Annotated in this window: 22 protein-coding genes; 3 read left to right on the plus strand and 19 right to left on the minus strand. The window is 47.9% G+C overall.

Annotation, left to right across the window (positions count from 1 at the left end; genetic code table 11):
- Position 1: 1 nt before the first annotated feature.
- From plsX to HP552_RS14265, 4 genes are all read right to left on the minus strand, one after another.
- Positions 2-997, minus strand: a complete 996-nt coding sequence (plsX, locus tag HP552_RS14250; RefSeq protein WP_175396099.1) for a phosphate acyltransferase PlsX — start codon at positions 995-997, stop codon at positions 2-4.
- A complete protein-coding gene (gene fapR / locus HP552_RS14255) occupies positions 994-1,542 on the minus strand; it encodes a transcription factor FapR (RefSeq protein WP_239299296.1) in 549 nt (182 codons plus the stop codon). Before fapR ends, plsX begins: the two co-directional genes overlap by 4 nt.
- 416 nt (positions 1,543-1,958) lie before the next feature.
- Complete coding sequence (gene rpmF, locus HP552_RS14260; protein WP_090923906.1) at positions 1,959-2,132, minus strand: 50S ribosomal protein L32; 174 nt, start codon at positions 2,130-2,132, stop codon at positions 1,959-1,961.
- A 65-nt stretch (positions 2,133-2,197) separates the two neighbouring features.
- Positions 2,198-2,704, minus strand: coding sequence for a YceD family protein (locus tag HP552_RS14265; RefSeq protein ID WP_175396100.1), 507 nt, complete (start codon positions 2,702-2,704; stop codon positions 2,198-2,200).
- Positions 2,705-3,154: 450 nt separating this feature from the next.
- Here HP552_RS14265 and hmpA point away from each other — a divergent pair, with 450 nt between their 5' ends.
- Together hmpA and HP552_RS14275 are read left to right on the plus strand one after the other, a co-directional pair.
- A complete protein-coding gene (hmpA, locus tag HP552_RS14270) occupies positions 3,155-4,393 on the plus strand; it encodes an NO-inducible flavohemoprotein (protein ID WP_175396101.1) in 1,239 nt (412 codons plus the stop codon).
- Between the two features lie 251 nt (positions 4,394-4,644).
- Positions 4,645-5,877: a nucleotidyltransferase gene (locus HP552_RS14275; RefSeq protein WP_175396102.1), complete on the plus strand. Its 1,233-nt coding sequence runs from the start codon at positions 4,645-4,647 to the stop codon at positions 5,875-5,877.
- Between the two features lie 133 nt (positions 5,878-6,010).
- On the opposite strand, the gene HP552_RS14280 is transcribed toward HP552_RS14275, so the two are convergent.
- On the minus strand, positions 6,011-7,051 hold the full coding sequence (locus HP552_RS14280) for a SepM family pheromone-processing serine protease (protein ID WP_175396103.1): 1,041 nt from the start codon (positions 7,049-7,051) through the stop codon (positions 6,011-6,013).
- 206 nt (positions 7,052-7,257) lie between these two features.
- On the opposite strand from HP552_RS14280, the gene HP552_RS14285 reads away from it, so the two are divergent.
- Entirely contained in the window at positions 7,258-8,514 is a 1,257-nt protein-coding gene (locus HP552_RS14285) for a nucleoside recognition domain-containing protein (protein ID WP_175396104.1), read from the plus strand.
- Here HP552_RS14285 and coaD read toward each other — a convergent pair.
- From coaD to HP552_RS14355, 14 genes are all read right to left on the minus strand, one after another.
- Positions 8,492-8,998: a pantetheine-phosphate adenylyltransferase gene (gene coaD, locus HP552_RS14290; protein ID WP_175396157.1), complete on the minus strand. Its 507-nt coding sequence runs from the start codon at positions 8,996-8,998 to the stop codon at positions 8,492-8,494. The genes HP552_RS14285 and coaD overlap by 23 nt on opposite strands.
- A 1-nt stretch (position 8,999) precedes the next feature.
- On the minus strand, positions 9,000-9,608 hold the full coding sequence (gene rsmD / locus HP552_RS14295; protein WP_175396105.1) for a 16S rRNA (guanine(966)-N(2))-methyltransferase RsmD: 609 nt from the start codon (positions 9,606-9,608) through the stop codon (positions 9,000-9,002).
- Between the two features lie 516 nt (positions 9,609-10,124).
- A complete protein-coding gene (locus HP552_RS14300) occupies positions 10,125-10,409 on the minus strand; it encodes a hypothetical protein (protein WP_175396106.1) in 285 nt (94 codons plus the stop codon).
- Between the two features lie 110 nt (positions 10,410-10,519).
- A complete protein-coding gene (locus HP552_RS14305; protein WP_175396107.1) occupies positions 10,520-10,825 on the minus strand; it encodes a hypothetical protein in 306 nt (101 codons plus the stop codon).
- 156 nt (positions 10,826-10,981) lie between these two features.
- Positions 10,982-14,035 (minus strand): beta-galactosidase, LacZ type, encoded by a 3,054-nt coding sequence (gene lacZ, locus HP552_RS14310; protein ID WP_175396108.1) that lies wholly within the window; start codon positions 14,033-14,035, stop codon positions 10,982-10,984.
- 161 nt (positions 14,036-14,196) lie between these two features.
- Positions 14,197-15,027: a carbohydrate ABC transporter permease gene (locus HP552_RS14315; protein WP_175396109.1), complete on the minus strand. Its 831-nt coding sequence runs from the start codon at positions 15,025-15,027 to the stop codon at positions 14,197-14,199.
- Complete coding sequence (locus HP552_RS14320) at positions 15,020-15,907, minus strand: carbohydrate ABC transporter permease (RefSeq protein WP_175396158.1); 888 nt, start codon at positions 15,905-15,907, stop codon at positions 15,020-15,022. Before HP552_RS14320 ends, HP552_RS14315 begins: the two co-directional genes overlap by 8 nt.
- 147 nt (positions 15,908-16,054) lie before the next feature.
- On the minus strand, positions 16,055-17,347 hold the full coding sequence (locus HP552_RS14325) for an ABC transporter substrate-binding protein (protein WP_175396159.1): 1,293 nt from the start codon (positions 17,345-17,347) through the stop codon (positions 16,055-16,057).
- 361 nt (positions 17,348-17,708) lie between these two features.
- Positions 17,709-19,478 carry a cache domain-containing sensor histidine kinase gene (locus tag HP552_RS14330; protein WP_175396110.1) on the minus strand — a complete coding sequence of 590 codons (1,770 nt, stop codon included), beginning with the start codon at positions 19,476-19,478 and terminating at the stop codon, positions 17,709-17,711.
- Between the two features lie 18 nt (positions 19,479-19,496).
- Positions 19,497-21,026: a response regulator transcription factor gene (locus HP552_RS14335; protein ID WP_175396111.1), complete on the minus strand. Its 1,530-nt coding sequence runs from the start codon at positions 21,024-21,026 to the stop codon at positions 19,497-19,499.
- Between the two features lie 363 nt (positions 21,027-21,389).
- Positions 21,390-22,277, minus strand: coding sequence for an SMP-30/gluconolactonase/LRE family protein (locus HP552_RS14340; protein ID WP_175396112.1), 888 nt, complete (start codon positions 22,275-22,277; stop codon positions 21,390-21,392).
- A gap of 14 nt (positions 22,278-22,291) precedes the next feature.
- Complete coding sequence (locus tag HP552_RS14345; protein WP_175396113.1) at positions 22,292-22,954, minus strand: SGNH/GDSL hydrolase family protein; 663 nt, start codon at positions 22,952-22,954, stop codon at positions 22,292-22,294.
- Between the two features lie 47 nt (positions 22,955-23,001).
- Positions 23,002-23,790 carry an alpha/beta hydrolase gene (locus tag HP552_RS14350; RefSeq protein WP_175396114.1) on the minus strand — a complete coding sequence of 263 codons (789 nt, stop codon included), beginning with the start codon at positions 23,788-23,790 and terminating at the stop codon, positions 23,002-23,004.
- A 199-nt stretch (positions 23,791-23,989) separates the two neighbouring features.
- Positions 23,990-24,826: an AraC family transcriptional regulator gene (locus HP552_RS14355; RefSeq protein WP_175396115.1), complete on the minus strand. Its 837-nt coding sequence runs from the start codon at positions 24,824-24,826 to the stop codon at positions 23,990-23,992.
- Between the last annotated feature and the right edge of the window lie 132 nt (positions 24,827-24,958).

Consider the following 24,958-nt stretch of genomic DNA (forward strand, 5'->3'; position numbering starts at 1 on the left):
CTCACTTCCCGCTAATTTCCTTAGATATGCTCTCCACCAGTTGGTTCTGAACTGCGATTCTTGCTTGGCGAACTGCGTTTTTGATGGCATTGCCATCGGCTGATCCATGACTTTTCACAACGAGTCTGCTCAAACCGAGAAGCGGCGCACCGCCATGCTCGGTATAATCCAGTTTCCGTTTCAGACCGCGCAGCTCAGGCATGAGCACGGCAGCGGCCAGTTTGCTTTTGAGCGACGATGAGAACTGCTCCTTAAGCAGCGCGAAGATGGCACCGGCTGTGCCTTCCAGCGATTTCAACAATATGTTACCGGCAAACCCGTCACACACAAGCACATCACATGCACCTGTCAGTACATCACGAGCTTCCACGTTACCAACGAATTGAATCGGAAGCTGCTCCAGCAGCGGATAAGCATGCTTCGTAAGCTCATTCCCCTTGCCCGGCTCTGTTCCAACATTGAGCAAACCCACTCTAGGAGAGTTTACGCCTTGTACCTTCTGCCGATACAGGCTGCCCATAAGTCCATACTGTGCTAAGTGCTCGGGCTTCGCATCCATGTTCGCTCCCAGATCAAGTGCAAGCACGCCCACATCATCTATGGTTGGAATCATCGGTGCAAGCGCCGGACGTTCAATGCCTTCCATACGACCCACCACGAGCAGCCCTGTTGTCATTAGCGCTCCGGTATTGCCTGCAGAGATCATGGCATCTGCTTCGCCTTCCTTCAGCATGCGGCCCGCGACCACCATAGAGGCATCCTTCTTGCGACGAACCGCCTTCACAGGTTCATCATCAGAACCAATCACCTCTGAAGCGTGACGCACAGACAGGTTGGCTGGCTTGACGGCTGACTGATTCAAAATCGGCTCCAGCTTGGCTTCATCGCCAACAAGCACGATCTGTGTATCCGCCCATTCCGTAGCGGCAGCAATTGCACCTTCTACCGTTGCCTTGGGTGCATGATCGCCTCCCATAGCATCAATGACGATTTTCATTCCAGATGACCTCCCTCTAGGCTGTCTTCTCCACCAGAACGGTAGATGACAAAGTTGCCTTGAAACACCATTTCCTCACCTACATAGGTGAACACTTCAACTTTCGCTTTTCCCTTTTGACCCGAGATCGATCTGACATAAGCTTTCGCAATACATTTTTCAGCCAGATGAACCGAACGGACAAATCGAATATCGGCCGAAGCCGTTAATGCAATCTCATCATTAATGACAGCAACCGCCAGGGAGTTGGCCTGGGCAAATACATAGTGACCACGAGCAATTCCCGTTCTCGAAAATACATGCTCTTCCTTGATCTCAAACAAGGATATCCCACTTTTGTCCAGCTGCAAATCCACAATATCACCAATAATCTCATGCAGAGGCAGGGAGCGCACCTGATCATACGAACGTTCCGCCATCAGTTTCATTCGTTCCCGAAGCTCGGGAATCCCAAGCTCCAGTCGGTCGAGGCGAATCGTTTGAATACTCACCTTCAACTGCCGTGTAAGCTCCTGATCCGTCACAAATGGATTGTCTTCGATCATTTTGGTCAATTGCTGCTGCCTCTGTCTCTTCGGTACACGTTCGATGTCTGACACCCCCGCTGTATCGTTTAAGAAAGCGTCCCATGCCGGTCCGTTCTATCGTCTTATATTAATCTCTATAATTACACCCCTGATCGCCAGAGGTTTCATCACACGAATTATGGTCCTTGTCTATGTAACCCCAAATCTTAGAACCTGGTACTAAAGTACAGTATATCTCATCCTGTGTCAAAAAGAAAGGCTGGCGGGCAAAAACCATTCTGCCCGGGATCGCCAGATCCCTGCTTTCTATCAAACTTTCTTTTACATAAAGAGCATCCTTCGCCTTTGAATCTGCGGATACTAACAGCATCATATTTGAACATTCAAAAAAAGTAGTACCTCATCGAAATGAAGTACTACTTGATGTCTAGCTATTATTGAGAGATGATCTCTCTTGCTTTGTACGTTCCGCACACTTTGCACACGTGGTGAGCAAGCTTCAATTCGCCGCATTGTTCACATTTCACCATGCCCGGTACAGCCAATTTAAAGTGAGTGCGACGTTTGTCGCGACGCGTCTTGGACGTTCTCCGTTGAGGTACTGCCATTATTCCCACCTCCTTATCAAAATCAACCTTTGCAGGTAGTTGTTACACTAGATTTTCATTTATGCTCATTTAAAAAAATCCTTGAGCCCTGCAAGCCGCGGGTCGATAACTTCATTATCACAACCGCAGTCACCCTCGTTCAGCTCATGGCCACACTTAGGGCACAGCCCTTTGCATGTATCGCTGCATAGCGGTATAAACGGCAGGTGCAGCAGAAAAGCTTCCTCGGCATATAGCTTCAGATCAATGTCCTCTCCATCCACATAGACAGTGTCATCATCTTCAGGCAAGTCCTCCGGCTGTTCTCCCTGCTTGAATTGCTCATGAAAATCAATATGAAGATGTTCACTAATCGGCTTGAGACAACGTGAGCACAACATGTCCACTCCTGCTGTCAATTTGCCATGAACATCCACCACGCCCCCCGTTGCTTGTTCTGCAGATAAATCCGCAGTCAGCGGGGTAACGGCTGTGATATCTTGTCGGTTAGAAATCAGTTCTTGAATATCCCACTGTTCATTAAACTGCAGGGGCCGATCACTGATAGCCACTTTGCGAAATGGCAATAACATTTCCCATCACTCCAAACGAAACCAATTTCATAATTCATGTCAAATGCATTACGGCAGTTATACAGATCAAGTCTGATGGTTGTGCACTTCATATCTTGACTGTATGTATTCTGACGCTTCATCGTTAAAAGTATTATGAAATTGACTTAACAAACAAAAATCATTATACCGATTTTCCAAGACGTTTGTCAACACTTTTAACTTTACACCCTTTTTGAAAAGAAAGATACCCGGACGACAAAATCTCTCCTCCGCATTATAAACTTTCTTTCTAACATACGACAAGGTATTCGTTCCGAATGGTGTTTTCGGACACATTTCTTTAATGATTAGTGTGATGTAGATCACACGAACCCTTTTTCACCCTACCTATACTTGTCATATGCCGATACGGCAGAAGGACGGCGCAGGTTATCCAACTAGTCAATCCATTTATGGGAGGAAATATCCATGTTAAACGAAAATACAATTAAAGTAATCCAATCTACTGTACCTGCACTTGAAGTCCATGGTGAAGCCATTACAAGTCATTTCTATAAAACGATGTTTACAAATCACCCTGAACTGCTGAATATTTTTAATCACGCCAACCAGAAACAGGGACGCCAGCAGGCCGCCCTGGCCAATATGGTTTACGCTGCCGCCCTGCATATCGACAATCTTGCCGCAGTTCTGCCTGCCGTCCGACAGGTCGCTCACAAACATCGCAGTCTCGGCATTGCCCCTGAGCAATATGAGATCGTTGGCACGTATTTGCTGAAAGCCATCAAAGATGTGCTTGGTGATGCTGCAACCGACGAGATTATTGCAGCGTGGGCTGAAGCCTACGGTGTCATTGCGAGTGTTTTTATCGATATGGAGAAGGAATTATACGAATCGACCGAAAACCAAAGCGGTGGCTGGGAGGGTTTCCGTTCCTTCCGGGTTGCGAAAAAAATAAAGGAAAGCGAAATGATTACTTCCTTTTATTTGGTGCCAACGGACAGCAAACCTATAGCCGCATACCAACCCGGACAATATATTAGCCTCCGGATGAAACCTGAAGGGAGTACCTACACCCAGATTAGACAATACAGTCTCTCCGACGCTCCAGGCAAGCCTTATTACCGTATTTCGGTTAAACGTGAGAGTGCGCTGGCTGATCGGCCGGATGGCGTTATATCGACGTATCTGCATAATCATATTCCGGAAGGGGATGTGGTCGAGCTGTCTGCTCCTGCGGGCGACTTCACACTCGAAACGGAAGATTCACGCAATGTGGTGTTACTAAGTGGCGGCGTTGGACTCACGCCGATGATCAGCATGTTGAATACCCTTGTCGCCAGCCATGCCCAACGTCAGATTACGTTTATCCATGCAGCCCTAAATGGTGAAACCCACGCTTTCCGTGACCATGTAAATACATTGACAGAACAACATGAGGATATACAGACATTTTATTGTTATACGCAGCCTACTGATGATGATCGCGCAAAATCGCGTTTTCACAAAGAGGGTTACATTGATGAAGCCTGGCTGTCCCAGATTATCCGTCAACCGCTTGACTCCAATTATTACCTGACCGGTCCCATCCCTTTCATGCAGGCTGCTTATGCGGCTCTATGTGAGATCGGCGTTGCACCTGAGTTTATTCATTATGAGTTCTTTGGTCCCAAAACAAACCTGATTCCTGTAGCGGAAGGCATTTAATTTTACTCGAAGCAAATGATGAAGGATCAATAGAAGTCCTATCAAAGGCACTGTGCGTATTCATTGAATGCGACATGGTGCCTTTTTTGGCAGCTTCTTATCCCTACTCATTTGAATAAGGATGCCCTTATCCCCTATTATTGAACAAGACCCGCTGCTTGACGAAGCAGCAATGATGACAGCCGTCTACCCGGTATACATACCAGGACGTATTGTAGATACTTCATTTTAAGCGAAAGGAGCACCTGCTGATGAAAGCCGTTGGTGTCATTGTTGAATATAACCCGCTGCATAACGGACATGTCTATCACTTGAGTGAGGCCAGGCGGCTTAGCGGAGCAGACGCCGTTGTGGCCGTAATGAGCGGCCCTTTTCTCCAACGCGGGGAACCCGCCATTGTGAGTAAAAGGGCTCGCACCGAGATGGCGCTGCATGCAGGCGCCGATCTGGTCATTGAGCTGCCGGTTGCTTATGCAGTACAACCGGCGGAATGGTTTGCCTTCGGTGCGGTCTCGCTGCTGCACCGCACCGGGGTCGTGGACTCGCTCTGCTTCGGCAGCGAGTCCGGCGACCTGGACAGCCTGCAGCGCATTGCGCGCGTGCTGGCTGTGGAGCCCGCAGGGCTGCGCGAGGACATCGCGCGCCGCCTGCGGGACGGCGCCAGCTACCCCGCCGCATACGCAGGCGCGGCGGCGGCGCTGGCGCCCGGCGGCGTCGATGCGGATGCCGCCGCTGCACTGCTGGGGCAGCCCAACAATTCGCTTGGGCTGCACTACCTGATCGCGCTGGAACGACTGGGCAGCGCGATCCAGCCCTTGACGACGGCACGCACAGGTGCCGCGTATCATGAGGCGACGCCAGGACCGGGGGCGATCGCCAGTGCAACCGCCGTCCGCCGCCTCCTGATGGCGGACGGGCCCCAAGCCGCCGCACCGTATGTGCCGGCGGCAACTCTTGCCATTTTGCAGCGCGAATGGCAAGAGAGGCGCGCTCCCGTGCACTGGGAGCGCTTTGCTCAGCCGCTGCTGCACATTGCGGCGACCCGCCGTGCCTCCGAGCTGGCAAATATCGCCGAAGTCACGGAAGGACTTGAGCATCGGCTGATCCGCACTCTTGCTCAGCTCCCGGAACCATCAGTCGAAGCATTGCTGAACGCGCTTAAGACCAGGCGGTACACACGCACCAAGCTGCAGCGCATGTTGACCCATGTTCTGCTTCATCATGCCAAGGCAGAACTCTCAGCGGAGCAACTAGCCGAAGGCCCGGGCTATCTCCGTGTCCTTGGATTTAATGCACAAGGCCAAGGTCTGTTGAAACACATGAAAACTGTCTCATCCCTGCCTGTAGTGCTCAAACCGTCCAACTTCATACACAACCAGCTGGAACTTGATGTACAGGCACAGGCAGCCTATGCCCTTGCATATGAACAGAGGGACACACGAGCCATGTATAGTGACTATTATGAGCCGCCTGTCCGGTGCTAAGCTTTATATGAGTACCCTATCTATTATCGTTACACCAAAAATCCCCTATGTCGTGTCGTTTATTCAAACGACCGTCATAGGGGATTTCATTTTCTTTACTCGGACTTCGTATATCCAAATTATAAAACAACCTTTATGATTTGGCAGACAAGGTTTTCAGATATGCCAGGGCATCATCCACCGTACTCACAGGAACCAGCTTCATCTTGGTGCCAATCTGCTCCGCTTTGGCTTCCGCTTCCTTGTAATTCTGTTTTGGAACAAAGAAAATTTCTGCGTCTTTGCGGTCCGCAGCCACGATTTTGTGCACCACGCCACCAATCGCGCCGACCACACCTTCCTTGGTGATGGTACCCGTCCCGGCAATTCGGTGACCTTGAGTCAGATCTCCGGGAGTAAGCTGATTATAGATCTCCAGCGTAAACATTAATCCCGCCGAAGGGCCACCCACCTGCGTATCCGTGAAGGTAATCTGTTTATCCGGATCCTCAGGTTTCACTTTCTGAACGGCTCCGATCATCACACCCAAACCAGGTCTGGTTTCACCCGTTTTGCTATCTTTCACTTCGATCAGCTTCACTTCACGGCTAATGGTTTCGCCTCCGCGTTCCAATTGCATTTCTACCGTATCTCCCACTTTTTTATCCTTCAGCTGGGCAGATAATACAGTATTGTCCGGTGTAGCTGTTCCGTTCACACCCAAGATAATGTCGCCAGGGACGATGTCTCCCTGCGGTTTCGGATCCTCCGACAAGCCAAACACAAAAATATGTTCGGGAACAATGGAATACTTCACACCCGCCTGCTCATAAGCCGCTTCCATGGCGGAGGATTGGGAATCGCTCATAAACCACACCTGTTCGGCAGAATACTCCGCTTCGCTTTTCCCTTGCAGCCGATCTTCTTTTTTGTCAATTTGAGTATTCCGATTAAACAAGGATGTTCCAAGCAAAAACACATTGGCATACGTTGCCGACACCGTCGTCATCATGAATACACCATGTTCCTCCTGGTCCCCATCCTTTACCGTGACCATCGGTTTTACTTCATCAGCACTGCCAGGCATATAAATGATATACGGCGTTGGCATATAGACTGCAACATAGACAACCAGAGCCACCACGATCACAAAGATCGAAGCTCTGAATCCGCCAGATTTTCGAATCCGATTCATCGCATGAGCCCCCGTTCTTTGCGTTTATTCCATAATTATAAGTCTAACACCCTCATTCTCCAGCATACAATGGTACAGGCCGGATAGGCCTCATTATTCAGTCGCTTGTCCGGTCAAGGCCGAACCGTCCCCCGGACGTCATTCGGCCGTCCAGTTCGACTACGAAGCAGCCGAAAAAACGGCGCTATTCCATATGAGGTGAAACAATGTCAATGCAGACTGAGGTTACAGGCTCCAATCCGATGCGAACGGTACTGCTAAGTGCCGGCGCTTTATTACTGGTCGTCGCTGTCGTTGTATCTCCAAAGGATGCCTTCGATGCCTCAATTCAGGGATTGGACATCTGGTGGAAAATTATTTTCCCGGCGATGCTTCCGTTTTTAATGTTGTCGCAAATGCTGACTGCATTTGGTTTTACGGACGCTTTCGGCGTCTTGCTTGGACCGTTAATGCAGCGGTGGTTTCGCCTCCCCGGCCAAGCTGGACTGGCCATTGCTGTTGGCATGTGCGGCGGATTTCCTGCAGGGGCCGACACTGCAGCCCGTTTGGTACAGGATCGACAAATAACCGGCAAACAGGCAAGTGTTCTGGTCGCTGCAGCACATTTCGCCAATCCGATGATGATCATCCTGGTCTTGGGTGCCGCTTTTCTTCACCTGCCTGCTGCCGGATACTTCCTGCTTATGGTTCACTGGATCAGCGGCTGGATTGCCGCAATGATTGCCATCCGGCTCGTCCCCGGTCATCCGAAAGGGGGCGCCGAACTTCATCATCCAAAGACTAATCAGCGCCATGGGCTCTGGTTTCAAATGATGACCGCAGCCAGAGAAGCCCAGGCCCGTGATGGACGTGGATTCGGCAAATTGTTGGGTGACACTGTGTCCCATGCTGTACAAACTCTAATGATGACCGGGGGTTACATGATTGTTTTTGCGGTTTTTGTACGACTGTTAGGTCTATATATAACGCCCGGCACTTCAGTAGCCCTGTGGCCTGCTGTGCTCGAGCTGCATTTGGGCACATACCATTTAAGCCAAACCCCGTGGGCACCCGTGATCATCATCTCCCTGATTGCCGCCGTTCTTGGCTGGGGTGGATTGTGCTCGCATTTGCAGGTTTCTGCTGTTCTGAAATCGGCCGGGATTGCCTCCAAGACCATGATCTATTTTGCAGGTGTCCGGTTGATTCATGCATTGATTGCCTTTTCTCTAAGTGTTTTCCTTTGGGCACCCTTTAGTCGCTACGGCACAGAAGTGTTGAACACGTTCTGGCCCTTTAGGAACACGGATGTGATAACTCCAACCCTGCTGCCGATGCAATCCCAGCTTGATGGGAACCATGCTTCAGTGGAGACTCTGTGGAGCAGCTTCCCGGCAGTCTGCATCGGACTTGCCATGATTGTTGCCGTTATGATCAGCCTGTCCGGCCTGACCTTTTGGTTTAACCGCCGGTTTTCTCGCTGATTTTCCGGCGAAGTGCAGTTTCCACCTCAGGAGACACCAGATCGGTTACGTCTCCATGGTAATGGGCAATTTCCTTAACAATACTGGAACTCAAATACGAATATTTGGGATTGGTCATCATAAATATCGTTTCCGCATCCGGATTCAGCTTGCTGTTGGTGGAAGCGAGCTGCAGCTCATACTCAAAATCAGTCACGGAACGTATGCCGCGTACGATGACTTGAGCTTCCTTTTGCCGAACATAATTAGCCGTCAGATCACGGAAACTATCCACTTCCACATTAGGCAGATGACTTGTTACTTCCGTGATGAGAGCCTTTCTTTCCTCCACCGTAAACAGCGGATTTTTACTCATATTATTCAATACAGCCACGATGACGCGATCAAATTGCTTGGATGCTCTGGCGATAATGTCCAGATGGCCCATCGTTACGGGATCGAAACTTCCCGGGTATACGGCAATCCGTTCCTGCCTGTGTATCATTTCAGTCATGAGGAGCCTCCTCTTCTTCTATGCTGGTTTCTCCATCTTCAGTTGTACCGGGTACATATTCATAGATGGATACAGCCGTCTCCCCATACACAGCCTTGCGCGTTTGTTCAAACGGGCCAAATTGCTCAGGGTAACTATATTTGGATTCATATTCAAGCACGATCGTCGCTTCCGGTTCAAGCAGTTCCAGTTCATGCATGGTCAGCATCAACTCATCCCCGTTTTTCATCCGGTAAGGCGGATCTAGGAACACCAGATCAAATCTTGTGGTTCGCTTAGCAAGTGCCTTTAATGCACGACCTGCATCATTACGATATATGGCTGCCTGATCCTCCAGCTTGGTCGCTTTCAGATTGGCACGAATCACTTCATTACTTTTGGATTCCAAATCAACAAAAACAGCCTTGTCCATGCCGCGGCTCAGCGCCTCAATTCCGAGACCACCACTACCCGCAAACAAATCCAATGCTGTGCCGCCCTCAAAATAAGGGCCAATCATGCTAAACAGCGCTTCCTTCACCTTGTCGGTGGTCGGACGTGTTCCATTGCCAGGAACAGCCTTCAGCGGTCTGCCTTTCGCACTCCCAGATACCACTCTCACTGATGAGTCACCTTTTCTCTCTATGTAAGTTTATTGATACAGCTATCGTACCACACTCCAGTTCAGTTTGAAAAATAGTCCGTCTCCATCATTTCAAAAAATTGTTGACCGATTGTTTACGCATATGTATAAAAAGGAAACATTCCGGCCATTCTATAATTATCGACATCACAAGTGTCGTAGACAACCGCGGAGAAGACTTACGTTTCCCCATAAGCTCTTCGTCCGGTTTCTCCTCTCCCATGAAAAAGAAGCTCTCGAAAGAGGGCTTCTTTTTGTTTACTTTTAAATATGTATTAGAACCGATAACCCAGACTGTATACCTTCCTCAAAAAGGTGCAACAGCTTACTCCACCTCATCGTCTAAGTCGGGCTCCAACCAGCCTATTTTCTTCAGCCAATCTTCCATGTCACTCAGAAACTCTCCGGTTCCAGATGTGCTATCTTGTATTTTTTAAAATTCTCACTCAAAAAAGCAACCCAGCTTCAAAGTAATCCTCCTCCTTGGTCCTCCGGTTATCCATTGTTGTTCATCTCCCGGTATTTCCGATTGGAACGCCGCAAGTTAATCATTGAGACCAACAGAAGAACTACGGGTAGCAGCAGATGCCAAGTCTGCTTAACAATCATCACAATGCCGAAGAACACAATCGCCAGCCAAACCAGAATTTCAATAGTCTCAACTTTGGTTATCGTACGCCTAAACGCTTTTTTGGAGATGAGACGAATCAGGTAATACGCGAGCAAAGCATAAAACACGCCCATGCCAAGTATCGCAATCAGAGCGATCAGCATCTCCATGAACATTCTCCTCTCACCTCCAAATTCGTTCACATTTGGTTTCTTTATTTTACCTTATAAGAAAAAGAGTGTCTTATCTTGGACTCCAAGAAAAATTTTGCGTTTCCAAGTTATTTTTCTTCCGTAATAACCGTTGCGTTGTAAATCACAACACGTTTCCCATTCAGATCAAATAGAACCTTATTTCCATATTCTGTGTCCTGCACATCAATTTTCCCCTCATACGTCTGAATCATTTCCCCGGAATCGCTATACACCTTGACAACACGTTCGAGACCACCGGAGTTGTTGGATCTCATCGTTTTCAACGCCCGTTCACCTGAAGCCGTATTGAAATACCAGATGAAACATCCCACAATGATGCCCAGTACAGCCAGTATGCTGACCCATACACCCGTTTTAGCTTTTCTGCTCATTAAGAGGCCCCCTCTTTCATTTCATGTTCCGTACAATACGAAACAGGTTCGATAGCGGTTTCATGGAATTACTCTTGCGCGTCCATTTCTCCATAGCAAAACAGAGGTCATCCGATACACGGAGACCCCTGTTCTACATTTATTAGGATACGACTGTTACAATGAACGAATGACAAATTCGAATTCGAGTTCGCCGTCGGATGAGATGCGATATTCCGGATGAACCGGGGCACCCCAGCTATCGTCACCGCCAACACCCATCTGTTTGCCTGCTACCGTAACCACCGTGTAATGTACTGGTGGCAGCTCGTATGCATGCTGTGCGTTCTCCAGTTCAAATGCCGTATACGGAGATACATTCAGCTCCACCGGAGCTGCAGAAGCTTCGATTTTAAAGCCGCGTCCTGCATCATCCGTCAGTTTTGCCCAGCGTACTCCCGTACGGTTACCCGATTCCTGTGGCACCAGATATGGCGCAACGGTATCAGCCACTTTGCTGCCGTGGATCCCCAGACGTGCACCAAATGCACGATCCGCATAGTTTTCTTCAGGTCCCATCGCCAGCCATTCCACGTTCCCGAATTCCGGTGACGTCTTGAAGGACAGGGCATGAATCGGAAGATTTGGCAATCCAGCCGTTCCTCTGTAGGCGTTATGAACATGCACACTTCCGTCCGCACGTACGGTATAAGCCACTTTTACTTGCACATCTGACGAAATGTTGAGCTTGTACGTGAATTCGATTCGATATTGATCCGGTTTCTGTTCCGCCTTCCACTCCACACATCTTGGCAGCAGACTAGCCGCATACCATGCACCAAGCTCGAAGCCCATGGCTGTCCCTTTATCGTTATCCGTCGTTGCCCGCCAGAATAATGGTGCCGGAGGCTGAGCAATCGTCTCCAGGCCCGACAGCTTGAGTGATACCAACGTTCCGAAGGCTTTGGAGAATAGAACATGGGTATGGCCTACACGAACACCAATATTCACGTCTCCTTCAACCACTTGAATCTCATTCTTCAGATTCGGATCATCTCCAGCTGCTGCATTTGAATCAACCTGATCCTGGGTGAAAATATACTGGCCATACGCAACCTCGTCACCTTTATCTGCCCACAGCGTAGCCACTTTTAGCACAAAAGCAGTATTGACTGCATATTCGCCGCCAGCCAGAGATGCTGTACCCAGTGGAAGTTTAACAACCTTCTCGCTTTGAGCAGGCACATTTACTTCCAACGTTCCGCGCAGTACTTCATGGCCCTCGCGTTCCAGGCTGTATACCAATTCCAATGCAGATGTATCTGCGAACAAGTTGCTGTTGACGATTTTTACCCCTTCACGATCCGGGAACAGCTTGATATTTTGATACAGGAATTTCACTTCCTGCATTTTGGCGGTTACCTTGCGATCTGCGTGCACGATGCCGTTTCCACAGAATGAATAGTCGGAAGGACGGTCTCCGAAATCTCCGCCATACGCAAGGAACTCCTTGCCATAACGATCTTTCTTGTAAATGGATTGATCGATGTAGTCCCAGATGAATCCGCCCTGATACATCGGGTACTTGTCTTCCAGTTCCGTATATTTGTGCATGCCACCGATGGAGTTTCCCATGGCGTGCATGTATTCGCAGCTAATATATGGTTTCTCCGGATCAGCATTCAGGAATTCCTCAATGTCAGCCGGCTTGGCATACATACGGGATTCCATATCACTCGTCTCGTTGAAGCGACGGTCATGGAATACCCCTTCATAGTGAACGAGTCGAGTAGGATCGTATGATTTGAAATACTGCGACACTTTATAGATCACTTCGCCACCATGAGATTCATTACCACAGGACCAAATTAGAATGGATGGATGGTTTTTATCCCGTTCCACCATGGATACCGCACGATCCATAACGATATCATGCCATTCCGGACGATCTCCCGGGATAACCCAAGAAGGTTCAACAGCACCCAGCTTCTGCCAGGAACCATGGGTTTCCAGGTTCATCTCGTCAATGACGTACAATCCATATTCGTCACACAATTCATACCACAGGCTTTGGTTTGGATAATGTGACGTACGAACCGCATTCATATTGTTTTGCTTAATGGTACGCACATCCCAGAGCATGTCCTCTTTCGTAATGGCACGACCCCGGCGCGGGTTGAACTCGTGACGATTGACTCCTTTGAACACAATGCGCTTTCCGTTAATATGCATCACTTTATCGATCATTTCAAACTTGCGGAAACCAACGGCCTGAGGCACCACTTCCAGCAATTCTCCTGCCGCGTTATATACACGGATATAGAGACGGTACAAATATGGAATCTCTGCACTCCACAGATGGACTTTGCCGATTTCCTCACTGATATTCACCAGATCATCGCTAACCTTTGATCCAAATGTTTTTACCGTTGTTCCTTCGGCATCCCGCAGCTCGGCTTCCACTCGTGCTCCGGCCGATGCTTTACCCTCCAATTTCAGATCCAGGTTCAGCGTACCGTTTGTATAGGACTTGTCCAGGTCCGTTACGACCCGTACGTCCCGGATATGCGCTGCGGGTACCGTATATAGATATACGTCTCTGAAAATGCCGGAGAAACGCCAGAAATCCTGATCTTCCAGCCAGCTGCCTGTGCTGCGTTGATATACTTCCACAGCCAGTTTATTCTCTCCATCCTGAAGAAACGGAGTCAGATCGAAGTCCGATGGCGTGAAGCTATCTTCCCCGTATCCGACAAACTGTCCATTAAGCCATACATAGAATGCCGACTCTACCCCCTGAAAGGAGATATATACCGGACTGTTCTGCCACCCTGAAGGCAGATGGAATGTACGAATGTAGCTACCTACTGCGTTCTTGTCCTGTGGCAGTGCCGGAGGACGCAGTTCATTCAGTCCATCCCAAGGGTATTGAGTATTTACATATTGGATCTGGCCGTAACCCTGAAGCTGGATGTGCCCGGGAACTTCAATGTCATCCCAGCCTTCACTGGAGAAATCTGCTGTGTAGAACAGTTCTGGTCTGCAATCGGGACGAACAGCATAATTGAATTTCCAGGTTCCGTTCAGGTCATAACGCATCTTCATGGTACCCGAAGCCTGCGCCTCCTCCATAGTATGGTAATAACGATGATCCGAGTAAGCGTTTAAACGATTAACCTCAAAAACGCTTACATCTCCCAACCAGTTGATATCTGCTTGTGTTGCTTTCATCGGCTCTCTCTCCCTCTGGTACGAATGTATAGTATGAATTATTCAAGATCCAATCCCCTATTTCCTCTTCCATAAACAAATAGAAAGACAGAGGTACACCATCGCTGGTGTCCTCCTCTCTCTTTCTGCATCAGTCTTTTCAGATGACATCCACTATTCCACTATTTCACAGAACCAACCATACCTGCGACAAAATGTTTCTGCATAATGAAGAACACTAGTGCGGTTGGCAGTGTAGCAATGACAATCGCTGTCATGATTACCCCATAATCCGGTGAGTAACTTGAACCCAGGTTGGAGATCAACAGCGGAATCGTCTGTTGATCCGGTGTCTGCAGCACAACGAGTGGCCACAGGTAGTTGTTCCAGCTGCTCATGAATGTAATGATTGCAGCTGCCGCATATGTTGTTTTCATTGTAGGCATGTAGATCTTCAGGAAAATGCCCAGTTCGCTCAGACCATCAATCCGGCCTGCTTCAAGCATCTCTTTCGGGAACATTTTGGTGTTCTGACGGAAGAAGAAGATCAGGAACGCAGTCGTAATGGTTGGCAGAATGACTGCAGCCATCGTGTTAATACCGATAAATGGTGCAAATCCGGAGATCGTCGCAAACATCCGATAAAGTGGAACCATCAATGCTGCGAACGGAATCATCATGGAAAGCAATAGAATGTTGAAGACGATATCACGGGATTTTGTACGATACACTTCAAATCCGTAACCTGCCATGGAACCAATCAACAGGGCAAGCACGGTAGAAATAATGGACACAATCGCCGAGTTCCCCAGTGCCTGTACCAGGTTCGTCGTATCCAGCAATTTGTTAAAGTTATCAAGGAATACCGAACCAGGAAGCAGTCTGCCTTTGGTTACGTCTACCGAAGCATTCGTCGAGCTCACCAGCATCCAGAAGAACGGGAAGATGGATATGAAGGCCACGATGGATAGGAACACATAGGTAAAGATCCGTTTTACTTTGTTCTTAGCCATTTTTCTCACCTGCCACTTTAAACTGGATGATGGACAATACGATAATCATCAGCACGATGGAATACGAAACGGTTGCCGCATATCCAAAGTCCGGTGAATACTTGAACGAAAGGTTATAGATGTATTGCGAGATAGACATCGTTGCATTACCTGGTCCACCCTTGGTGATGTTCATAATCTCATCGAATATTTGGAGTGTACCAATTGTCGATGTAATGGATGTGAACAAGATAATCGGTTTGAGCAATGGTACGGTAATTTTGAAAAATTGCGTAAATGCATTTGCACCATCAATTCGTGCTGCTTCATAGATGGATTGATCAATATTCTGCAGAGAAGACAGATAGAAGATCATGTTATATCCGGTCCAACGCCAAGTAACGGCGATTATGATCGTAATTTTAGCCCAGAACGGGTCGGTAATCCATTGAATCGGTTCGGCAATCACATGCAGATTCATCAGGAACTGATTGACCATTCCATCTGCAGAGAACAAGTACTTGAATACGACCGAGTATGCAACCAGCGAGGTTACACAAGGTAAAAAGATGGCAGTACGGAAAAAGCTGCGGAAGCGCAGTGTGCTGTCATTCAATAAAACGGAAATAAACAATCCGAGAATGATCATGACGGGTACTTGAATGATCAGATACAAAAATGTATTCGATACGGCCGTACGGAACGTTGTATCGATGAACAACCTTTTATAGTTATCGAGCCCCGTAAATTCAAGATTGGCACCCACGCCAGACTTGAAAGATAAGAGCAGTGCCTGCAGCATTGGATAGAAGTAAAATGCAACGATCCCAACGACAGCGAGCAGAATAAAAGCCCATCCAGTCAAATTATTTTTCTTTTGGAGACTGTCTCCTGTACTCATGGCTTTCACAGTATGGCTCCTCTCTCTCCATGCAACATGGATAGAACCCATGGAGCCTTCCACCGATGTCCGGTCGGCTGTTTGCTTCGCCAGACGGTGGAACGGCTCCGATGCTTCCTTGGGTTCTATAAGTTACCGTGGATCATCTTAGTTTAATTGAGCTTCAGCTTGTTTTTGTGCATCAGCCAGAACGTCGTCGATCGCTTTGCCGTTCAGGAAGTTTTGCATTTCAACAACCAGAATATCCTCGATTGCATATGTGTTGATACCGTAATTTACGCTTGGAATTTCTTCAGTCCATTTTGCAAAGTCTGCAAAGACTTTTTGTCCACCGAAGAACTCGTCAGCTTTGTCAAAAGCTTCGCCTTCAGTAGCCGGTTTGTATGTTCCGATTGCACCGATACTATTCAACAGATCTTGATACAGTTGTTTGTCAGAACCAAATGTTTTACCCAAGAAATCAGCTGCTTGTTCTGCACCAGGAACGTTGTTCATGACATAAAACGAGCTGCCACCCAAGTTGGATGCATGTACGGAATTGGCTTGCCCCGCCATTTTAGGAAGTGGAGCTACTGCCCATTGTCCGGACTGGGATGCTTCTTGACGAACCGATGGTGTAATCCAGTTTCCTGTTGGAATTGTAGATACGTCTCCGTTGTTAAACGCTGCCACGAATTGGCTCCAGTCAGAGTTCAGTTTAACCACGTTTGCATCCATCATTGCTTTGTATGTTACAAATGCTTCTTTCAGTGCTGCATTGCCAGCCAGGTCAGGTGTTTTACCATCTTCCTTGGAGTACCAAGAACCTGCGGATTGAATCATCATACGGATCAGACCCAGGTCATTGGGATCAAGCGTAATCAGATCTTTGCCTGTTTTGGCTTTTACGTCTTTACCGATTTGGATGTAATCATCCCAAGTGATATCTTGCAGATCTTCAGCTTTGTAACCTGCTTGCTCCAGCAGATCTGTTCTGTAGTAGAGACCTGTTACACCAGAGTCAAACGGAACACCATATTGTTTGCCATCAAAAGCCGTTGGCCCCAATTTGTAATCTGCAAAATCAGAAGCCGTAAAGTTGGAAGACAAATCTTTGAAAGCATCAGGATAAGCGTTAAGGAAGCTTTGTGAACGGTAATCTTCAATCAGTACGATGTTAGGAAGACCGTTGCTTGTTCCCGAGTTCAAACCTGTGTTGAGCTTTTGGATAATATCATTTTGCGCATATTCAACAATGTTGATTTTCAGATCAGGATGATCTTTTTGGTATGCTTCTTTTGCTGTATTCAATGCAGCAATGTTGAACGATGGGTCCCAAGCCCAGATCGTAATCTCATTGGATGCTTGCTCACCCTCGCTTGCCGTGTTGCCTCCCCCACCGGAAGAACATGCGGACAACAGCAGGACAGTAACGAGCATCAATACCCACATTTTTTTCAAATCATTCAACTCCCCTTCAACCTCTTTGTGTGTAATTTGTTTGCGTTTTCTGAAAGCGGTTGCTTTCGATGTAATCATCTTATCATTCCCAAATCGGCATTCGTTAGTAATAATTTTGTACGGATTTGTCATCTTATTGTCACAATGAAAACCTTTACAGAAACCGCTTGCATTAAATTTGGTTTTTTGTAATTCCTTTTGATTTTGAATTTTATTGAGCCAAATATTTTACCATTTAAGAAAAACTACGCTCTTTTCACAAAACAAAAAAGCCTTTCTGAAGGAGGGCAGCTCCACAGAAAGACTTGATCTATTGGTTAACGCTATGGATTTCCGTCATGATCTCCTGATCGGTTTCTCCTCAGCTTGTAATTAATGGGAGTGTAACGGTAACTCTGGTCCCTTCTCCCGGTGTACTCATGATTGTCACACCATAGGGCGCTCCGTACAACAGTTCAATCCGGTCATGCACATTGCGAATGCCAATGCCGCTGAACAGCTGCCGGTTGTTTTTCGGATTAGGCAGGGATTCTCCCATGGAAAACCCTTCAATTCCGTCCCCATTATCCATGATTTCGCAAATAAGCGATTCTCCTGCCCGTGAAACCAGAACATGAATCGTGCCTGTCTCTTTCCTGTTAAATGCGTGGAAGAAGGCATTCTCAATAAACGGTTGAATGACCAGTTTCGGGACATGGTAGTGATTACAATCGGGCGCGACATAGAAGGCAGCTTTAATACGTCCTCCGTAACGGACATGATTAATGAAAACATAGTTCTTCAGATTCTCCACTTCCTGCTCTACCATGACCGTTTCACTTACATCGCTGATTGTATTCTGCAGCAACGCAATTAGGGCGTTAATCGTCTCGGCTGCCCTGTCCTTGTTCCCTTGCTGTACCAGTACCTTCACCGAAGCCAGCGTATTATACAAGAAATGAGGATTGATCTGGCTTTGTAATGCTGCGAGCTCTGCATTGCGCTGTTCCCGCTGCGTTAATACAAGTTGGTCCACATAATCATGAAGTTCATCCAGCATGTAATTGTACGCATGACCAAGCTGCCGGCTCTCGTAACTTCCACTGACCGGAATGTAATTATCCAGATCACTTTTCGTAATATTGGACATTTGCTTCACGAGCCTGCGCAGCGATTTCGTAATCTGGTTGGTGATCAGGAAGACCAGCACAAGGGCACCTGCCACAATGGCTGCACAGATCAGAGCGATGGTTTTCATATCAAGCAACTGCCCCATTGCCAGATCCTTGTCCACAACATTAATAATATAGAACCGATAAAACGGCAAATACTCAGACAGAACTACGCTGTCCTGCTCCATCACCTTGGCGTTAATTCCATTGCTGCTTTTCATGCTCATTTGTCTCGCATAGGACAGCAGATCCAGCTGCTTCGTACCAATCCATTCCTCCCGGTTGGAGGAAACAATCTCGCCACCTTCATTCAGGATGACCACATCATTGCCCCTGCTTGTGAAGCTGCTGTAAAACTGACGAAACACATTCTCTCTCATGGTCACATAGAGCGTTCCGTAGATCCGGCTTTGGGTCCGGTCTGTCAGCGCTTTGGTAGCCGAGATCATCTGCTGGGTGCCCACGTCGGTATCGGTCCGGTAATCGTCAAAAATCAGTCGATTCGGTGTATCAACAGCTTCGATCGTAATCGGCAGTTCTTTCAATTCCTCTACCGACATCTTCAGATGGGATCGATCCGTAGAATAGGTGCGCCCGTTAATTCCACTAATCGTAATCCCTACCTCGTAGGATTCAGTAATGGATTGGATGCGATCCATTGATTCTCTCATATTGTAATAGGACTTCGCCATCGTGAGGGAATCTCCCTCTCCTTCAGACAGATAGCCGCGAATCGCCCCGCTTTGGCTTACATTGTTGGAAACCGCTGCAATCGCATCATTAAAGGATTCAAAATTGGTTTTAATCTGGCTGAGCACCTTGGAGTTCGTGATGCTGAATGTCTCGGTAAACAGATTCGTCGACATGTGAATGGTGGTCCATAGAATAAGTACGGAAACGAGAATGATACTAATCACCATGACGAGAAACAGTTTGGGAAACAACCCGAGACGCGATAATCCGTTCATCCATTTCTTCATGAGATTTTCCTTCTGACTTTATGCCCAGAACTTCCGCCGGTATCGGCTTGGTGACAGTCCGGTAAATTTTTTGAACACCTTGCAGAAATAGCTGTGGTCGGAATAACCCACCATACTGCTGATTTCGGAAATGGTAACATCATCCGATCGTAAGAGTTCCTCTGCCTTCTCAATGCGGATTTTATTCAAATATTCATTGAATCCTTCCTTTTTGTGGGATGAGAAGTAACTGGATAGATACGATGGATTGAAATGAAAATGCTTGGCGACTTCAGCAAGACCGAGCGGCTGGTCATAATGCTCATGCATATATTCAAGCAGCATCTTCATATTCGGATCACTGCGTTTTCCTCCATCTCCGGCCGTGCATTCCTGAACCTCAAGCATAAACTGGTCCAGCACATTCATGACTTCACCCAGACTGGCTGCCCCATCCACATTTTTGAAGTAGGTATACTTGCTCTCTTCCAGCGCCGAAGACTGTACATCCATATCAGCGAGCGTAATCGTTACGTTGAAGATCAGATTGCCCAGAAAGGATTTGATTTCAAACACATCCGCAATATAATCACGTCCGAGAGTGAGCGCATGCTCTCTCAGATAATCCCTCGCCGCTTCAGTGCGATTCCGTTTCACATGCTGCAAAAACATATTGACATTAAACTGATAGCCAGCTGTATGCAGCGGCGGAAGTTCACTATAGACAAGTATGGAGCGGTCCTCATAATAAAAGCGATATTCCATTAACTTAATCAAATGATTCCGGTACACGTCACCCATCTGGTTGAATGAATTAAAGCTATCACTTAGAACCCAGCTGGGTCCTGTAATGCCAGCCTCATTTTCCAATGCCATCTGCTTGATCCGCCCGACCATCCAGTCATCTTTGGCAGGGTCTACATTCAGGAGAAATATAGGCAATTCACTCTCAGCCGGTACCATAGCGCATTCCACGTCGGCAAGGTAGCTTCGCAGCCTTTTTTCCATCTCATCCTTGTCCGAAATCGATTGTGTTCCGCATACGAGGAGACGAAAGCAGTCATGTGGAAACGTGTCCCTGACCATAGCCATATCGTTTTCGTCTTCCAGCGCAAATCCGGATATCATCTTTTCCATGAACTGTCCGAGCTTCCAGCCTTCATGAGAAGGCTCGTATTGTAATTCGGGAATTTTCCCTGCCGTTCGCTGCAGCACCTGAAGCAGCTCGTTGGTATCCAGCTTTGGTTTCAAAATATAATCCGCGGCTCCGTGCTGGAGTGTAGAACGTACATATTCGAATTCACTGAAGCTGCTAAGTACAATGACTTCAATTTGTGGCTGACTGGCTTTTAGCGTACGCACAAATGCTTCACCGTCCATAATCGGCATCACGATATCGGTAATGACAATGTCAGGCTTCAATAACCGCACCTGTTCCAGCGCTTCTTCACCATTGGACGCTTCTCCGACAATCTGGAATCCTTCCGACTCCCAGTTCATATGATGCTTGATCCCCTGTCGTACCAGAAATTCATCGTCAACAATCAGCACCTTGCACAACCGGTTCATGATCGCGACCCCCTTGTCTCATCTTTCCTCTATGTCTCTACAGGTTATACCTTTTTTATATCGGATATAACGGGACCCCAGTGTTAGCGGTTACAACAATTTTAAAGTTTTGTACCTCTCTTTATATCCCATAATCATAGTTAAATCAATGGAAATTGAAAGCCAGCGTCTGCTCTAAATTAATCGACTCCCTCATTTTACACGATTACTCGACAAAAAAAGAAGCCATGGCCGCCCAGAATCATTCGGCGCACCAGGACTTCTCTTCTGATCTGACTTGTTATCCGGTCAAAGTTCAATTCTCTTCAAACGAATAAAGTCAATCTGCGAACTGCATGACAAATGATGCCCGTATTAATTCGTTTATGCCTGAGAGACCCTGCCATACGCATGGGTTTGCTGTCCCTTTACACCAGGTCTGATCACGAATACGGAGCCAGCGTTCGGGGTTTCTGCCAAACGTTCCTCACTGATGCCTGTTCGTGCTGTTGTAATAAAGAGATCCTCCAAATCAGGCCCGCCAAAACAGCAGGAGGTGACCTGATCCGCAGGCACTTCAATCTGTTGCAGCAGTTCCCCGCTATGCGGATTCCAGCGCGTCACTCTTCCACCGCCCCAATGGGCAACCCACAACATCCCTTCGCTGTCCACAGTCATTCCATCCGGAAAACCGAAATCCTCCGGTACTGAAATAACACTTGTCCGGTTCGAGATGTCCCCTGCTTCCAGGTCAAAATCAAATCGGTCAATAGAGCGTGTAGGCGTGTCAATATAGTACATGGATTGTTCATCGGGGCTCCAGCCTAATCCATTGGAGGTGGATACGTCCCGAAACATGGTACGGACAGGCTTGCCTTCCTCGAGGCAGTAGAATGAGCCAGCTTTACTTTCATTATTCATGCTCATTGTGCCTGCCCAGAACCGGCCAAGAGCATCACACTTTCCATCATTGAAGCGATTCGTGTCCTTATCACTTTCGGGATCTTCAATCGCTTTCATTTCTCCTGTGAGCAAATGGCAGGTATGAAACCCGCTGCGGAGTGCAACAACCACCTCATCACCGCGATAAGGTACAACGGCACCCACATGTTCACCTACATCGTAAGCCTGATCTCGTCCTGTTTCAGGATCATACACGTGAACCTTGTAGCTCTCAATATCCACCCACAACAGGCGATTGTGTTCAGCGTCCCAACTTGGACCTTCTCCCAGCAGGGCCGGGGTATGTACTGCAATGTTGAGATTGCTCATGCGATCACGTCCTTTTATGATTTGACGCCGCCTGACCATTCAAATCCGATGGCATCCAGGAATGCTTTGGACAGGATCATATGGCCAGTTGCATCTGGATGGACACGGTCATGAGTCAGAACAGACGTATAATAATGATCCCAGAACAGGGCAAAGGCAGCTTGGGTATCCACAAAGATGGCATCATACTCATTCGCTACTCTGCGAACGGCTTCTCCATAGATGTCCATCGTTGCCCGCATAGGGTCCTCGGCATTGGCTTCCAGGTAATATGGAGTCATTAGAACTAGCCCTTTCACATTTGGACGAACGGAAGCAACAAGCTCTCTCAGCGTTGTTTCGTACTCTTCCAGAAACACATGTGAATCCGCGGACAGCGGATGGTCGAACTGACGCCATACATCATTAATGCCGATCATTATCGATAACCAATCAGGCTTCAGATCAATCACGTCACGATCCCAGCGCTGCTTCAAATCGCGAACGGTATTTCCACTATTACCCACGTTTTGGATGCGCAGCATCAATTCCGGATAAATGGAACGTAAAAGTGCATATACTTGTGCAACGTAACCGTGTCCGAGTCCTGAGCTTCCTTCACCTACAGGGTGTTCACGACCGCAGTCTGTGATGGAATCACCGATAAAGAGCAGCTTGTCATTTTTTTGCAGTTTCATAGTCTTCTTCTCCTTCGCCCTATAGCACATTTAAAGTGGGTAAACGGTTACCATCCTTGATTTTTAAGCCAGGTCAGACACAGATCCGACCACGGTCGCACGGCATGATGATCTTCAGCAAGTCCCAGACCATGTGATCCTTTTTCAAACACGTGCAGGTCGTACGGAATTCCGTGCGCACCCAGTGCAAGCGCGTAACGCAAACTGTTTTCGACCGGTACTGCCTGATCGTCACTCGTATGCCAGATAAATGCCTCAGGTGCATCTGCCTTAACCTGCTGCTCTGCGCTGAATGCTCTAATCTGTTCAGGGGTGGCATCCGGTCCAAGCAGATTTTCGCGTGAACCTGCATGTCCATAAGACTCCATCGTTATGACCGGATAACAGAGAATCACCCGATCCGGGCGTGAGCTTTCACGTTCAATCGGATCCTCGTGATCCGGCTGCCCCGCATCATACAAGGTGCCAAGTGTTGCTGTAAGATGTCCACCTGCCGAGAAGCCGAGTACTGCAATTTTGGAAGGCTGAATGCCAAATTCCTTGGCATGAGCACGCACATATCGAATGGCACGCTGACCGTCAGTTAATGGCGCAGGATGCTGATGTGGTGCAACCCGGTATTTCAACACAAATGCACTGATTCCCGCACGGTTGAGCAGTTCCGCAATGGGAGCTCCTTCATGATCTGCAAGAAACCCGTAACCCCCGCCAGGACACACAATGACAGCGCTCTCGGAACCAGGCTGAATAAAAGGAATGAGGTGAGGCATTTCGTCCTCATGGCCTTGGGCCGCAAATGGTGCTGCATGATCCCATAATGGAATGGTTGTTGTCAATTTCAATCATCCTCTCTAAGTAGAACGGATACAATTTGCCCCGTTTGAGTTTTCCAATCTAAGGAATCGATATCATCATAACGGCAACTGCCCTCATGCATCAATACCTTCCTGGCATCACTTTTTGTTCAATTTGTCACAGATGTCAGCATGACAGAGCCGCAAACCTTGAACCAACGCAGCATTTAGCTACACTCTACTATAAGTATAACGTTCGAAATTGCTCAGGTGTTATACCTTCGATTCTCCGAAATGTAGCCACAAAATGACTCGCATCCCGAAAACCAACACGCGCCGCCGTTTCCCTCACCGTCATCTTGCTGTCCCCGGTCATCCATTCTTTTGATTTGCGAATGCGCAGGAGAATGAAATAGCTGTAGGCCGTCATGCCAAACGATTGTTTGAACAGGGTATTTAAATGTCTTGGTGTGATTCCTGGCACGGCCGCCATCTGTTCAAGACCAATGTCAGGATCCGCGTAATGCTGATCCATAAATGCGATTAGCGGTGCCAGCCGTTCCACGGCATGCGAGATGGATGAACGACTGCCGGTCATGCCATGCTTTTTGAGCAAGATCAAGAACCGGTACATATCTGCCGATGCTTCCAACCCGGACAAGTCCTGGTCGCTGCTGATTGAACCCAGCACCTCCCTGCCGTAATTCTCCAACGGGCTCCCTGCTTCCCATTGATGAAGCGCTGGTTCTCCCAGGCTCAGGGCCTCGGTAATCGCGGGACATTGTGACCCCCCAAACGTAATATAGAGCGTCTCCCACTCCCCTAGTGAAGGCACATATTCATGCGGTTCGTTCGGCGGCAGCAAAATCCCAGAACCTTCACTGAGGACTACGGTTGACCCGGCAAATCGAAATTCCCCCTCCCCCTTCACGGTCTGAAGCCAGTGATAACAGGGATATCCTGCAGGCCTGAACACATTCTCCTGATTGCCATTGTAACCAATGCTCTCGATGTATAGCGGAAGCGGCTCTTCACGCGGAGTCATGAAATATCGTCGGTGCTTCGGTGAGATTAACATGATGTTCTCCTCTCGGTGTATGACTTTTCAGCCATTGGACCACGTTTATCCATTTCCATATTCTTATATGGATCATTACTTTTCTTATATTTTAAAAGCTATATGAATCATATAATATACAATTATTCTTAT

The organism is Paenibacillus xylanilyticus (genome assembly GCF_013359935.1).
Lineage (GTDB): Bacteria > Bacillota > Bacilli > Paenibacillales > Paenibacillaceae > Paenibacillus > Paenibacillus xylanilyticus.

What these genes read in the sequence shown, in the direction of transcription:
- HP552_RS14280 (WP_175396103.1), bottom strand. Translation starts at nt 7,051, where the DNA reads ATGAATCGGATTCGAAAATCTGGCGGATTCAGAGCTTCGATCTTTGTG.
- plsX (WP_175396099.1), bottom strand. Translation starts at nt 997, where the DNA reads ATGAAAATCGTCATTGATGCTATGGGAGGCGATCATGCACCCAAGGCA.
- fapR (WP_239299296.1), bottom strand. Translation starts at nt 1,542, where the DNA reads ATGATCGAAGACAATCCATTTGTGACGGATCAGGAGCTTACACGGCAG.
- HP552_RS14340 (WP_175396112.1), bottom strand. Translation starts at nt 22,277, where the DNA reads ATGAGCAATCTCAACATTGCAGTACATACCCCGGCCCTGCTGGGAGAA.
- hmpA (WP_175396101.1), top strand. Translation starts at nt 3,155, where the DNA reads ATGTTAAACGAAAATACAATTAAAGTAATCCAATCTACTGTACCTGCA.
- HP552_RS14300 (WP_175396106.1), bottom strand. Translation starts at nt 10,409, where the DNA reads ATGGAGATGCTGATCGCTCTGATTGCGATACTTGGCATGGGCGTGTTT.
- HP552_RS14265 (WP_175396100.1), bottom strand. Translation starts at nt 2,704, where the DNA reads ATGTTATTGCCATTTCGCAAAGTGGCTATCAGTGATCGGCCCCTGCAG.
- HP552_RS14355 (WP_175396115.1), bottom strand. Translation starts at nt 24,826, where the DNA reads ATGTTAATCTCACCGAAGCACCGACGATATTTCATGACTCCGCGTGAA.
- HP552_RS14275 (WP_175396102.1), top strand. Translation starts at nt 4,645, where the DNA reads ATGAAAGCCGTTGGTGTCATTGTTGAATATAACCCGCTGCATAACGGA.
- coaD (WP_175396157.1), bottom strand. Translation starts at nt 8,998, where the DNA reads ATGATACACAGGCAGGAACGGATTGCCGTATACCCGGGAAGTTTCGAT.
- HP552_RS14320 (WP_175396158.1), bottom strand. Translation starts at nt 15,907, where the DNA reads ATGAGTACAGGAGACAGTCTCCAAAAGAAAAATAATTTGACTGGATGG.
- HP552_RS14315 (WP_175396109.1), bottom strand. Translation starts at nt 15,027, where the DNA reads ATGGCTAAGAACAAAGTAAAACGGATCTTTACCTATGTGTTCCTATCC.
- rpmF (WP_090923906.1), bottom strand. Translation starts at nt 2,132, where the DNA reads ATGGCAGTACCTCAACGGAGAACGTCCAAGACGCGTCGCGACAAACGT.
- HP552_RS14335 (WP_175396111.1), bottom strand. Translation starts at nt 21,026, where the DNA reads ATGAACCGGTTGTGCAAGGTGCTGATTGTTGACGATGAATTTCTGGTA.
- HP552_RS14305 (WP_175396107.1), bottom strand. Translation starts at nt 10,825, where the DNA reads ATGAGCAGAAAAGCTAAAACGGGTGTATGGGTCAGCATACTGGCTGTA.
- HP552_RS14330 (WP_175396110.1), bottom strand. Translation starts at nt 19,478, where the DNA reads ATGAAGAAATGGATGAACGGATTATCGCGTCTCGGGTTGTTTCCCAAA.
- HP552_RS14285 (WP_175396104.1), top strand. Translation starts at nt 7,258, where the DNA reads ATGTCAATGCAGACTGAGGTTACAGGCTCCAATCCGATGCGAACGGTA.
- HP552_RS14345 (WP_175396113.1), bottom strand. Translation starts at nt 22,954, where the DNA reads ATGAAACTGCAAAAAAATGACAAGCTGCTCTTTATCGGTGATTCCATC.
- lacZ (WP_175396108.1), bottom strand. Translation starts at nt 14,035, where the DNA reads ATGAAAGCAACACAAGCAGATATCAACTGGTTGGGAGATGTAAGCGTT.